The 12,400-nt window shown below is 73.0% G+C and carries 10 protein-coding genes; 1 reads left to right on the top strand and 9 read right to left on the bottom strand.

Annotated elements, in window-relative coordinates; all coding sequences use genetic code 11:
- Positions 1 to 25: 25 nt before the first annotated feature.
- The 8 genes from ACIBMZ_RS16240 to eccD are packed head-to-tail and all read right to left on the bottom strand — an operon-like array spanning position 26 to position 7,052.
- Positions 26 to 361, bottom strand: a complete 336-nt coding sequence (locus ACIBMZ_RS16240; RefSeq protein WP_131053789.1) for a hypothetical protein — start codon at positions 359 to 361, stop codon at positions 26 to 28.
- Positions 358 to 828, bottom strand: coding sequence for a YbaB/EbfC family nucleoid-associated protein (locus ACIBMZ_RS16235; RefSeq protein WP_396694405.1), 471 nt, complete (start codon positions 826 to 828; stop codon positions 358 to 360). The genes ACIBMZ_RS16240 and ACIBMZ_RS16235 overlap by 4 nt, the downstream gene beginning before the upstream one ends.
- A 15-nt stretch (positions 829 to 843) precedes the next feature.
- On the bottom strand, positions 844 to 3,186 hold the full coding sequence (locus ACIBMZ_RS16230) for a hypothetical protein (protein ID WP_396694403.1): 2,343 nt from the start codon (positions 3,184 to 3,186) through the stop codon (positions 844 to 846).
- Positions 3,187 to 3,231: 45 nt separating this feature from the next.
- Positions 3,232 to 3,555 (bottom strand): hypothetical protein, encoded by a 324-nt coding sequence (locus ACIBMZ_RS16225; RefSeq protein WP_131053792.1) that lies wholly within the window; start codon positions 3,553 to 3,555, stop codon positions 3,232 to 3,234.
- 13 nt (positions 3,556 to 3,568) lie between these two features.
- Positions 3,569 to 3,865 (bottom strand): WXG100 family type VII secretion target, encoded by a 297-nt coding sequence (locus ACIBMZ_RS16220; RefSeq protein WP_387256962.1) that lies wholly within the window; start codon positions 3,863 to 3,865, stop codon positions 3,569 to 3,571.
- Positions 3,866 to 3,893: 28 nt separating this feature from the next.
- Positions 3,894 to 4,193, bottom strand: coding sequence for a hypothetical protein (locus tag ACIBMZ_RS16215; protein ID WP_396694401.1), 300 nt, complete (start codon positions 4,191 to 4,193; stop codon positions 3,894 to 3,896).
- A gap of 58 nt (positions 4,194 to 4,251) precedes the next feature.
- Positions 4,252 to 5,649 carry a type VII secretion protein EccB gene (gene eccB / locus ACIBMZ_RS16210; protein ID WP_396694399.1) on the bottom strand — a complete coding sequence of 466 codons (1,398 nt, stop codon included), beginning with the start codon at positions 5,647 to 5,649 and terminating at the stop codon, positions 4,252 to 4,254.
- Positions 5,650 to 5,654: 5 nt separating this feature from the next.
- Positions 5,655 to 7,052 (bottom strand): type VII secretion integral membrane protein EccD, encoded by a 1,398-nt coding sequence (gene eccD, locus ACIBMZ_RS16205; RefSeq protein WP_396694397.1) that lies wholly within the window; start codon positions 7,050 to 7,052, stop codon positions 5,655 to 5,657.
- A gap of 137 nt (positions 7,053 to 7,189) precedes the next feature.
- Here eccD and eccCa point away from each other — a divergent pair, with 137 nt between their 5' ends.
- Positions 7,190 to 11,188, top strand: a complete 3,999-nt coding sequence (gene eccCa / locus ACIBMZ_RS16200; RefSeq protein WP_396694395.1) for a type VII secretion protein EccCa — start codon at positions 7,190 to 7,192, stop codon at positions 11,186 to 11,188.
- A 7-nt stretch (positions 11,189 to 11,195) separates the two neighbouring features.
- On the opposite strand, the gene ACIBMZ_RS16195 is transcribed toward eccCa, so the two are convergent.
- Positions 11,196 to 12,392 (bottom strand): S8 family serine peptidase, encoded by a 1,197-nt coding sequence (locus ACIBMZ_RS16195; RefSeq protein WP_396694393.1) that lies wholly within the window; start codon positions 12,390 to 12,392, stop codon positions 11,196 to 11,198.
- Between the last annotated feature and the right edge of the window lie 8 nt (positions 12,393 to 12,400).

The following is a 12,400-nucleotide window of genomic DNA, read 5'->3' as shown; positions in this document are numbered from 1 at the left end:
GCTCACCTCCCCCGGTCCGACACCGTCAGGTACGCACCGGACCGTTGCCGGACCAGCCGGTCGCCGTGTCCCCGTTCTCCGCCTCGTACCTGGCCAGCAGCGCGGCCAGATCCGCCACGCGGCTGCCATCGCCGACCGCCAGCTCCCGCAGGCCGGTCAGCACGTACCTCGCCAGCGGCAACTCGCGGTCCAGGTCGGCGGCGACCGCCTCGTCGACCTCGCCGCGGACGCTGAGCACGACCGGGGTGTTCGCACCCACCTCACCCTCGAACGTCTCGACGACCGCCTGCATGTGGGCGAAGTAGGCGGCGAACGCCTCCTGCCGCAGCCGGTCCGTGTCCGCCGACAGCGGGGCGCTCACGGTCGGCTCCCGGTGCCGTCACCGCTGTCTGCCGCCGCTGCCCCGGTCGGCCGGGACGGAGGCGGGTCGGCGCCGGGCCACGGGTCGTTCACCAACCGGATCGCGTCGCGCATCATCGACTCGAAGTCGGCCTCTCCGTTGATCATGTCGAGGACCGGCATCCCGGGCGGCAGGACCGCGGCGAAGGCGGCGGCGACGGCTGCCTGGGCCTGCTGTCGGGCCGCTCCGACGGTGTCGACGAGCAGGGTCGCCAGCTCGGCCGACGGCATGCTGCGGTACGACCGGCTCAGGAACCGGATGTCGACGAGATCGCCACGGCTGTTGACGGTGACCGTGATGACCCGGTTCTTCGACGTCACGCTCGTCTCGGAGCCGTCCAGACGGGACTGCACGTCGGCGATCGCCGCCTGGCTGGCGGCCAGTTCGGCGTACGCCTGCTCGATCTGGTCCTGCATGGGACCGGGCATGTCGTTACCTCCTCACTAGTTCCGACGCCGGGTGGTGTCCCGGTGCGTCGGGCCGTACGGCGATCCCGGGCCACGCGACGGCACGTTCGACCGGCCGGGACGCGTACCCTCACCGGAGTCCGCCTCGTCGAGGTCGTCGCGACCGATCACGGCCGGGGCGCAGTCGGGATCGGTGCCCCACACCTCTTCCTCCTCGGCGAGCCAGGTGGTCCGTTCGCGGTCCTTGTCGTTGTCGCGACCGCCGCCCTGCCCCAGGCCACCCATCGGCGGCATCATCGGGAAGCCGCCCATGCCGCCCGTCCCGGGTATCCCGGCGCCGGCGGCACCGGCTGCCCCGGCGGGTCCGAACGGTGCACCGGCCATGAACCCGCCACTGGTGACCGCGCCGGTGCCGGTGCCGGCCACGCCGGCGAAGCCGGGTAGGGCCGAGCCCGGCACGTAGCCGGGCGGTGGTTCGCCGATCGGACCGATGACGGCACCGCCGTTGGGGCCGGCCGACGAGCCGCCGGAGTCGAAGCCACCGGAGCCCACACCGCCGACCGCCCCCGGGTCGACGACCGAGGGGTACGACGTGGACGGCGGCGTCAGGCCACCCAGGCCGCCGCTGCCGCCGGTCGACACGCCGCCCGACGCCGAGCCGTCACGGCCCGGACCGCCGACGACACCCGAGTCACCACCCGCCGGATTCGGCGCGGACGGCGGGGTGAGGCCGCCCAGGCCGCCGCTACCGCCGGAACCGGATCGGGAACCGCCACCGGACGTCCCACCACCGGGCGTGCCGCCCACGACACCACCGCCCAGGCCGGGCAGGAAGGAGCCGGAACCGGCCGTACCGCCGCTGCCGATCCCACCGCCGACACCGCCGGTACCACCGCCCAGCCCATCGAGGCCGACAGTGCCGCTGGATCCGCCGCCACCAAGACCGGACGGGTCGAATCCACCGGCGGACGGCCCTCCGGTGGACCCCCCACCCGCGCCACCGCTGCCGAACGCTCCGCCCGACCCGCCGCCGGATCCCCCGGCGCCGAGGCCGGACGGGTCGAAGGATCCGCTGGAGCCGGAACCCCCCGGACCGCCGCCGACGTTCGCACCGCCGAAGCCCTCACCACCCGGCCCACCGCCGAAGTCGGCGCCGCCCGAGCCACCGCCACCGAACTCCGCGCCGCCGGAGCCGCCGTCGTTCCCGCCACCGCCGATGTTCGCGCCGAACTCGTCACCGCCCGGCCCACCGCCGAAGTCGGAGCCGCCGGAGCCGCCCCCGCCCGGACCGTTGCCGAACGGGTTGTTCGGACCGTTGCCGAACGGGTTGTCGTCCTGCGGCGAGTAGTAGACGCCCCGGTACAGCGGGAAGACCCCGCCTCGCATCGCCTGGATCGTCAGGTTGAAGCTGGTGATGAGCGCCTGGGTGGCGTTGACCGAGGCGAGGTTCAACGCCTCCAGGTTGCTGACCCAGGTCGACTTCATCGCGTCGTTCAGTTGGTTCCAGCCGTCGTTGCTCATCAGGTCGTACGTGCCGAGGCCCTGGTCCGGGAAGGAGAACGTCCACGGCTGTTCGGGCCCGGCCGTCCAGGTCCCACTACTCGTCCGCGCGTCGTGCTCGTCGACCTGGCGCTCCATGGCGCGCAGCACCTGCCACACCAGCCAGTTCGGGTCGTGGTAGCGGTAGGCGACGAACGCGTTCCAGGCGTTCTCCATCGCGGTCTTGAAGGTGCCGATCGCGGTGCTGTTGTCGTTGAGCAGTTGGACCCAGTCGCCCTGTTCGGTGATGTTCTCCTTGAGATAGAGCATGGTCCGGGCCATGTCGGCCATGGCGAAGACGAACGCGTCGGCGGCCGTACCGTCGAAGCCGGCCCGGTCCTGGTCGATCCGGTCGACCACGGCCCGCACGGCCGGTTGGCCGCCGTTCATCAGCCAGTCCGTCACCTGCCAGTAGAGGTGGGCGGCGTCGGAGAAGGTCTGGGCGTCCAGGAACTGGTTGGCGCGGATGCCGGAGACGATCGGACCGCTGGCGTTCACCGTCCGCTGCGAATGGCTGGCCGGGGAGTCGTCGCCGCCTTCGAAGAAGGTGACCCAGCCCCGGATGAGCTGGAAGTACATCCGGGAGTCCCGGCCGCCGTGCCGGCGTTTGCGATAGAGGGTGATCCGGTTCCAGCCCTCCTGGTCACCGGGCATCCAGTGGTTCCACGGACTCTGGTTGCCGTTCTCGGTCACCTGCCAGAACGAGGTGTCGAGCTGGATCCAGGTGTTGCGGGCCGCGACCCCCGGGTCCGCCTGTTCCTCGGACCCGAGCACGTCCCGCAACGCCGGCATCCACTCCATGGACCGGCTACCGGTGAACGCGTCACCAGGCTGGGTCATGTTGCTCCTTCCGTTGTCGCAGGTCGTGCCCGGGCCCGAGGGTGGTCAGAAGGCCGGCAGCCGGCTGCCGAACTCGGCGGCCGACATCTCGTTGAGCGTCTCGGCACCGTCGGTGAGCGCCATGAACGCCCGCAACTGCTGCCCGCGGGTGGCGGACAGGGTGCCGATCTCGTCCAGCCGGGCCTGGATCGCGGAGCCGTTGGTGCGGATCAGGTTGGCGAGGGTCTGCCCGACCACGAAGTTCTCGTGTCCGGGACGGATGACCAGGTTGTTGATCGGTCCCTGCGCCGCGCCGGGCGCCTGCGTGGCCAGGGTCATGTTGACGGCGACGAAGTCGTTGAGCATCCCGTCGTCGACGTGGATCGGCATTCGCGTACCCCGTTCAGAGGTTGCCCTGGAACAGGGCCGCGCCCTGTGCGTCCGCGACCTGGTACGTCTCGCGGATCCGGTCGATGGCGGCGGCACCGGAGCCGAGCGAGTTGTTCATCGTCGTCATTCCGCCCTCCCAGACGGTCTGCGCCGCCCGGTACGATTCGGCGGCACCGCCGAGGTTCATCGTGATGAACCGGTTGACGACGGCGTTCAGCTCGTCGAGGGCGTTGTCGATCGACCGGGTGACGCCGCGCAGCTCCTCGCCGCTGCCGAGCAGTCCGTCGGGGTTGAGTCCGTAGGTGGCCATCGGGGATTCCTTTCGTCGCAGGAGGCGGTCAGTCGCCCTGGTACCAGCGGGAGTGCGAGGAGGTCTCCAGCTCGGCGTTGCTGGTCGCCTGGAGGTACTGGCTCATCGCGGTCCGCAGCATCTCCAGGCCGTTGCGGACCTGGTTGAGGCCGCCGCGCCAGTTGGACAGCTCCTGTCCGTAGAGGGTGCGGGCCTCGCCGTGCCACTGCATCGACGAGTTGACCGCGTCGACGCTGGCGTCGGCGGCGTTGCAGTTGGCCATCGCCACCTCGAACGCCGACAGCAGTTGGCGGATGGTCTGTTCGTCTACTTCGTTCTGTGCGGGCATCTCGCTCTCCTTCGTGTCGGGTGTCCGGTCCGTCCGGCCGTCGCGGTCGCGGTGCCGGTCATCTGCGGGCCAGCTCGGGGTCGAGCAACGGTCCGGTCGGCAGCAGGTCCAACAGCCCTCTGGTCACCGTCGCCGCGCCGTCCAGGGGGTAGCCGAGGACCTCGGCGACGGACGGGTCGGCCAGCGGGTACTTGATCCCGGCATCGGTGACCAGGAAGTAGCCGGTGCCGGGAAGCTGACCGGGGCGACCGAGCCGGACCAGGCCGCCGACCCCGGGGGCGACCGACACCGCGCCGGCCGTCCGGGCGGTACGGGTGACACCGGTGCCGTCGACGGTGCGGGCGGCCGGTGCGGTCAGGGGTGGTCGTGACGTCACCCCGATGCCGCCGCCGTCGGTGTGCCGCACGCACCAGACCCGGCCCGGCCCGGGTTCGGCCCGCGTCGGCGGGGTGGGTGGCAGGTCGGCGGGGACGGTCGGCTGGGCGGAGACCGGCAGCCGGGCCAGCGCGGCGGGGCTCATCGCCGTCGGCGCCACCGGCGCGGGCCGGTACGCCCCGGCCGTGTCCGGGTCGCTCTCCACCAGGCCGTGGGCCAGTGGACCGAGCTGGCTGAGCCCGTCGCGGTGCAGCAGGTAGTGACGTTCGGGCAGGCCGGCGACGCGGACCACGAAGAGTTGACCGATCCGGGTGGGGCGGCCGTCCACCTCGGGACCCGGTCGGCCCCGGTCGGGTACGGGCACCGGTGCGAGGTCCGGGCCGACCGGCAGTTGCTCCAACCAGCCGGGCTCGACCAGGACGGGTACGCCGTCGTAGCCGAAGGCCCGGCTCAGCCAGTCGCGGGTCAACGCGAAGCGGCGCCCCTGCCAGACCAGGAACGTCGGACCGGCCGCGACGCGGGCGACCACCGCCTGTTCCGCGGGAAGCGGGGTGTCGGTCGCCGACCGGTCGACCGCCAGGGTGGTCGTGGTGGCCGGGGTGCCCGCGCCGTCCCGGGTTGCCTGCGCACAGACGTGCCAGGCGGTGCCGGCGAGCGCTCCGGGTGCGGGCAGGGCGTCGGGGGCGCCGACGATGCCGAGCGGGCGACCGCGTGGCACGTCGGCCAGCGAGCGGCCGGAGACCGAGACGACCTTGGGGACGGCGCCGAAGATCAGCCGGGCGGAGGTGTAGTTGAGCACCGGGCGCAGCGTGCCGTCGACGAGGACGTACCGGCTGCCGGTCTCCTTCTCGACGACGAGTTGTCGGGGCGCTCGCCAACTGTCGGCGCCGCCGGGGCGCAGGAAGCCGTAGACCGCGAAGCCGGCGACGACCAGGGCGGCGACCAGCAGTCCGGCGAGGCTGCCGACCAGGATGCGACGGTGCGGGTTCTCCGGTGTCTCCGGCTCCCCCGCCACCAGCGCACCGGTGAGTCGGCCCAGCACATACGACTGGGCCTGCACCTGGTCCCGACGTGACTGCACGCCCCTCAGCCGCCCAGGGCCCGGGCGAAGGCGTAGACGTCGAGGACGGCGAGCAGGACCGGGAAGACCGCGACCATCGCCAGGGTGTGGGTCAGGTCGCCGATGCGTCCCCAGTACGGCATGAGCCGCCGACCGGGCAGGGTGCGGGCGGTGGTGACCAGCAGGGCCGCGCCGATCGGCACCAGCACGACCGGGACCAGTAGGCGCGGCCAGCCGGTGCCGGTGGTACTCACGTGCAGCACCACCGTGGCCAGTCCGAGCACGGCCGGTGCGCACAGTGCGAGTCGGTGCCAGGCGCTGGTCATCGGGCGGGCGGCGAGCAGCCGTACGGTGGCGACGAGGACGACGAGGGTCGGTGCCGCCCAGCCGTCGGCGGCGCCGACCAGCGTCAGGGCGCCGAGCGTGACGGCGGCCAGGCCGGTGTGCAGCGCGGTCATGTAGCGGTCGGCGGTGGCGGTGCGGGTCAGCAGCGGTTCGCTCGGCTCGGGGTCGATGCCGTCCTGCAGATGCTCCGGCTGCACGGGCAGCGGTTCGAGGTGCAGTCCGGCGAGGCGGAAGGCGAGCAGGGGCACGGCCGTACCGGCGATGGTGGCGGCGACCGCGACGACGGCGGCGGCCCGGACGGTGCTCATCGGGACGAACGCGGCGAGTGCGGCGCCGGCGGCGGTGAACAGGGCCGCGGTGAGGACGGCCGCGAAGAGTGGACCGGCCCGGCCGAGCAGGATCCGGCCGAGGGCGGCGGTGGTGAACACGGCGGTCGCCGCGACGACGAGCCGTGGGCCGTCCACCGTCAGGGTGGCGTCGGGGCGGCTGATCTCCGGCACCAGCAGTCCGGCGAGGCCGGCGTGGGCGACGGCGGCGACCAGGAACACCGTGCCGGCGGCCCGGTCACCGACGGCGCGGGTGAGCGCGAACGCGGCGGCCAGGCAACCCAGCGCGAGCCCGGCCGCGCAGAGCAGGCGGGGTACGGGTGGGCCGGCTGCCGCCAGCACGGCGACGCCGGTGCCGAGCAGTACACCGAGTGCGCCGAGCGCCGCCCAGCGCACCATCTGCGGTCGCCACAGGCCGGACCGGGCGCGGGCTCCGGTGGCCACGCCGTCGATCAGGTCGTCGAAGTCGACCGGCGGGATCTGTTCGGCGCGCGGGCGCAGGTGCACCGTGTCGCCGTCGCGGAGACCGAGGGAGGCGACGGTGCCGTCCTCGTCGAACGGTGGTGCGCCGAGGCGCTGCAGCACCCAGCCGCCGTGCAGCAGCCCGGTGTCCGCCAGGTCCTCCCCGAGGTGGTGCAGCAGCGCCGGCAGCAGGTCGGCGACCAGCACCTGGGCGGGTACGGCCAGCTCGATCTGCCGGTCCGGTCCGCAGACGACCAGTCGGCACATCTGCTCACCAACGGCGATGGTCATGCCCTCTCTACGGGCCGTCTCCGAGGCGGTTCAACGCAGGTGCGGAATTTTTTCTGACCCGTCGCCCGGATCGGTGCGTAGTAGGAGCGCGCGGGCGGTCGGTCGGGCGGCCCGCAGCGGGGACAGGAGGGCGGACCGTGACCACAGTGGTGTTCCGGCGACCGGCGCGGCGTAACGGCCCGGAGATGCCGGCGGGTGAGATCAGTCTCCAGGAGCCGCCCGAACTGCCCGAGACGCAGTCCGGTGGGCTGCGTCAGGTCATGACGATCATGCCGATGATGGTGATGTCCGGCGTCATGATGCTCATGTTCGTCGGTGGCGGCCGGGGCGCGATGACCTGGGTGATGATCGGTCTGATGGTGGTCGCGATGGGCGGGATGCTGATCGGCCTGATGATGAGTTCCGGCGGTGAGCGCAAGCGTCGGCTCGGCGGCGACCGCCGCGACTATCTGCGCTACCTGGCGCAGAACCGCCGCCGGGTACGACGTACCGTGGCGCAGCAGCGCGACGCGGGCGCCTGGCGGCACCCCGACCCGGGTGCGCTGTGGTCGGTGGCGATGACGTCGCGGCGGTGGGAGCGGCGGGCCAGCCATCCGGACTTCCTGGAGGTTCGGCTGGGCACCGGCCGCGCGCGCTTGGCCACCCCGATCGTGCCGTTGCAGACCAAGCCGATCGAGGATCTGGAGCCGTTGGCGGCGAAGTCGCTGCGCCGCTTCATCAAGGCGTACAGCACGCTCGAGGACCAGCCGGTCGCCGTGTTCCTGCGCGGTTTCGCGCTGATCCGGTTCACCGGTGACGCCGACGGTGTCCGTGCGGTGCTACGCGCGATGATCACCCAGTTGGTGACCCTGCACGCGCCCGAGGAGGTGGTGCTCGCGCTGTGTCTGGGTGGTGAGGGTGCCGCCGCCTGGGAGTGGGCCAAGTGGCTACCGCACGTCCAGCATCCGGTCGAGCAGGACGCGGCCGGGGCCACGCGGCTGGTCGCGGAGAGCATCGAGGGGGTGGAGCGGCTGCTCGGTGAGGGGTTCCTCGCCCGGCCGCGCTACGAGCAGGGTGCCACGCCGAGTCGCGACGAGCCGTACGTGCTGGTCGTCTGTGACGGTGGGCGGATCCCGACCGGGGCCCGGATGGCCTCCGGCGGTTACCGCAACGCGGTGCTGGTCGGCATCGGCACCGCGCCGGCCAGTACGCCCCGGCATCTGCTCTGGCTCGACCTGGTCGAGGACCGGTTGGAGATGGTGCGGCACGACGCGGTCGGTCGGGAGAAACGGTCGCCGTTGGCCCGCGCCGACCGGCTCAGTGTCGCCCGGGCCCGGGCGGTGGCGCGGATCCTGTCGCCGTACCGGCTCGGGGTCGCCACCGAGCCGGTCGCCGAGGCGCTCGACTCCGACCTCGACCTGGGGGCGCTGCTCGGGGTCGCCGACCTGAGCCGGCTCGATCTCGACGTCGCCTGGGCGCCCCGGTCGGCGACGGACCGGCTGCGGGTGCCGATCGGGGTGGACTCCGACGGTGCGCCGGTGGAGTTGGACATCAAGGAGTCGGCGCTGGGCGGGATGGGTCCGCACGGCATGCTGATCGGGGCGACCGGCTCGGGCAAGAGCGAGCTGCTGCGTACCCTCGTGCTGGCGCTCGCGGCGACACACTCCAGTGAGACGCTGAACCTGATCCTGGTGGACTTCAAGGGCGGTGCCACGTTCCTGGGGCTGGACCGGCTGCCGCACACCTCGGCGGTGATCACCAACCTGGCCGACGAGGCGGCGCTGGTGAGCCGGATGCGCGACGCGTTGCACGGGGAGCTGGTCCGCCGGCAGGAGCTGCTGCGGCAGGCCGGTGGCTACAGTTCGGCGCTGGACTACGAACGTGCCCGCGCTCAGGGCGCTCCGCTGGATCCGTTGCCCACGTTGTTCGTCGTGGTCGACGAGTTCAGTGAACTGCTCGCCGCGCACCGTGACTTCATCGACCTGTTCGTCATGATCGGTCGGCTGGGACGGTCGCTCGCGGTGCATCTGCTGTTGGCCAGTCAGCGCCTCGACGACGGTCGGATCGCCCAGTTGGAGTCGCACCTGTCGTACCGGATCGGGCTGCGGACGTTCTCGTCGATGGAGTCGCGGTCGGTGATCGGTGTGCCGGACGCGCACGAGTTGCCCAGTCAGCCCGGCAACGGTTATCTGCGGACCGACGTGTCGACGCTGATCCGGTTCAAGGCCGCGTACGTCTCCGGTGCGCACCGGCCCAGGGCCGTCCGGTCGCGGCAGGACGTGGTGCAGCGGCAGTTGGTGCCGTATCTGTTGGAGCACGTGCCGTACCGCACCCCGACGCAGGCGCCCCGGACACCGGCGGAGGTGCCACCGGGCGAGGCCGACGTGACGGCGCCGAGTGTGTTGTCGGTCGTCGTGTCCCAGCTCGTCGACCAGGGGCCGCCGGCGCATCAGGTGTGGCTGCCGCCGCTGTCCGCCGCGCCGACGCTGGACCAGTTGCTGCCGGCGCTGGCCCCGGATCCGCAGGCCGGGCTGCGGGCCGCGGACTGGCCCGGCGCCGGTCGCCTGGCGGTGCCGGTGGGGTTCGTGGACAAGCCGTTCGAGCAGGTCCGTGAGCTGATGGTGGTGGACCTGGCCGGCATCGGTGGGCACGTGGGCATCGCCGGAGGTCCGCAGAGCGGCAAGAGCACACTGCTGCGTACGTTGATCTGCGGGTTGGCGTTGACCCACAGCCCGGCGCAGGTGCAGTTCTACTGTCTGGACTTCGGCGGGGGCACCCTGTCGACGATCGCCGACCTGCCGCACGTGGGCAGCGTCGCCGGGCGGCTGGAGATCGACCGGGTGAGCCGCATCGTCGCCGAGATCGGTGCCCTGGTCACCGAGCGGGAGCGACGTTTCGGCAGTCTCGGCGTCGACTCGATGGCCACCTACCGGCGGGCGCGGGCCGACGGCACGATCACCGACGACCCGTACGGTGACGTGTTCCTGGTGGTCGACGGTTGGTTCACGTTGCGGCAGGAGTTCGAGGCCGCGGACACCGCCATCCGGCAGATCGTCGCGCGGGGGCTCAACTTCGGGGTGCACGTGCTGCTCACCGCCGCCCGCTGGTCCGAGGTGCACCACGGCATGCGGGACCAGCTCGGCACCCGGCTGGAACTGCGTCTCGGTGACGCCGTCGACTCCGCCATCGACCTGCGACTGGCAGCCACGGTGCCGCACCTGCCCGGTCGGGGGCTGACGGCACAGAAGATGCACTTCCTCGGCGGGCTCCCGCGCATCGACGGTTGCGGTGACGCGGACAGCGTGGCCGAGGGGGCCCGGGACCTGACCGCGTCGGTGCGGGACTTCTGGGCCGGGCCGCCCGCGCCGCCGGTGCGTACGCTGCCGGCCCTGCTGCCGGCCACCGAGCTGCCGCCGCCGGACGGCGACCTGCGGGTGGCCCTCGGCATCGACGAGGAGCGGATGCAGCCGGTCTGGCACAACTTCGAGGAGGTGCCGCACCTGACCGCCCTGGGCGACACGGAGAGCGGCAAGACCAGTCTGCTGCGCCTGCTGGTCGACGGGGTGACCCGGCGGTTCACGCCGAAGGAGGCCCGGATCATGGTGGTGGACTACCGTCGGCGGCTGTTCGACTCCGTCCCCGCGCCGTACCGGCTCGGGTACTCGGTGTCCCCGGGGGCCACGAAGGAGACCGTGGCCAGTGCGGTCGAGGGGCTGCGCAGCCGGATGCCGGGCACCGACGTCACGCCGGAGCAACTGCGTCGCCGGGACTGGTGGACCGGGCCCCGGCTGTTCGTCCTCGTCGACGACTACGACCTGCTGGCCGGCCACGACAGTCCGCTGGCCCCGCTGATCCCGTTCCTGCCGCAGGGCACCGACATCGGCTTCCACCTGGTCCTGACGCGGGGTGCGGCCGGGGTGATGCGGATGTCGATGGACCCGCTGATCCGTCGGCTACAGGAGACGAACAGTCCCGACCTGGCGCTGTCCTGTCCGCCGTCGGAGGGGCCGCTGCTCGGCAACACCAAGCCGCGCATCCTGCCGCCGGGGCGCGCGCTGCTGTGCACCCGCCGGGGGCATCGACTGATCCAGACCGGGTGGACGCCGCCGCCGGAGCTGTCGCCGTCGGCCGGGGCGGTGGCCGGCGTCGCCGGATGACCTGCGGTCAGCGCGGATCCCAGCGGCGGCGTCGGCCACGCCGCAGGACCGCGATCGAGAGCAGTGCCACGGCGGTCGACAGGAGCAGGAGGGTGGTCGCCACGGCGGCGCGGCGGACCGCCGGATCCGCCGCCGGGACGGGTGCCAGGACGGCCGCCGGGACCGGTTCGCGGGTCGGGGTGCCGGTCAGCGTCGGGTCGATCACGGTGACCGCCGCGTACGGGTCGACGGTGCCGGCGCCCAGCCGGGGGTCGCCCGGCACCGACGGTGGTTCGGCGGTCAGCCGCAGCCGGTCGCGGACCTGCGCCTGGGTCAGCTCCGGGTGGTACGACCGCACCAGCGCGGCGGTTCCGGCGACGTACGCGGCGGCGACGGCGGGACCACCGACCCGGTAGTGGCCGGTACCGGTGGGTGCGACGCTGACCGCGCCGGTGGCGGGCGCCACCAGGTCGACGCCGGCCGACGGTGCGCTGTCCTCGGTCGGGACGCCGTCCGGGTCGATCCCGCCGACGGCCAGCACCTGCGCGAACGCGGCCGGATACCAGGCCGGTGGCGAGGTGGCCGACGACGGTGTAGCCCGGTCGTTGACGGCGGCGACCACGACGATGTCGCGGGCCACGGCCTCGGCGACCGCCGAGGCGAGCCGGTCGTCGGTGCCGGGACGGCCGGTGCCCACGAGGATCACGTCGGCACCGAGGGTGGTGGCGGCCCGGATCCCGTCGGCGAGCCCGGTCGGCGGCACCCGCCCGTCGCGACCGATGATCCGGATCGGCAGCACCGTCGCCGCCGGGGCGATCCCGACGACTGCGGTGCCGCTGACCGGGCGGGCGGCGACGATCCCGGCCAGCGTGGTGCCCCGGCCGAGGCAGTCCCGGTCGGCGCGGGCACCGTCGGTCACGTCCCGACCAGCCGACACGGCTCCACGAAGTGCCGGCGCGGTGGCGCTGACCCCGCTGTCGACCACCGCCACGGTCACCCCGGCCCCCCGGGTCAGTGGCCAGGCCGCCGACGGTCCCAGCCGGGCCACCGCCCACGGCATCCCCGTGACGGTGACCGGTGACGCGCCGACGCACCCGTCGGTCACCGTCGGCAGGGCCGGCGGTTCGTTCTGTCGGGAGTGGGCGGGGGCCGCCGGTACGACCAGCGCCGTGACCGCGACACAGAAGCCGAGCGCAGCTCGGGAGACCGTACGTCCGACGGGCACCGCCGTCT

Source organism: Micromonospora sp. NPDC049900 (assembly GCF_044461025.1).
Lineage (GTDB): Bacteria > Actinomycetota > Actinomycetes > Mycobacteriales > Micromonosporaceae > Micromonospora.
Note: the sequence above shows the minus strand (reverse complement) of the source record. Positions and strands in the feature narration are given on the sequence as shown.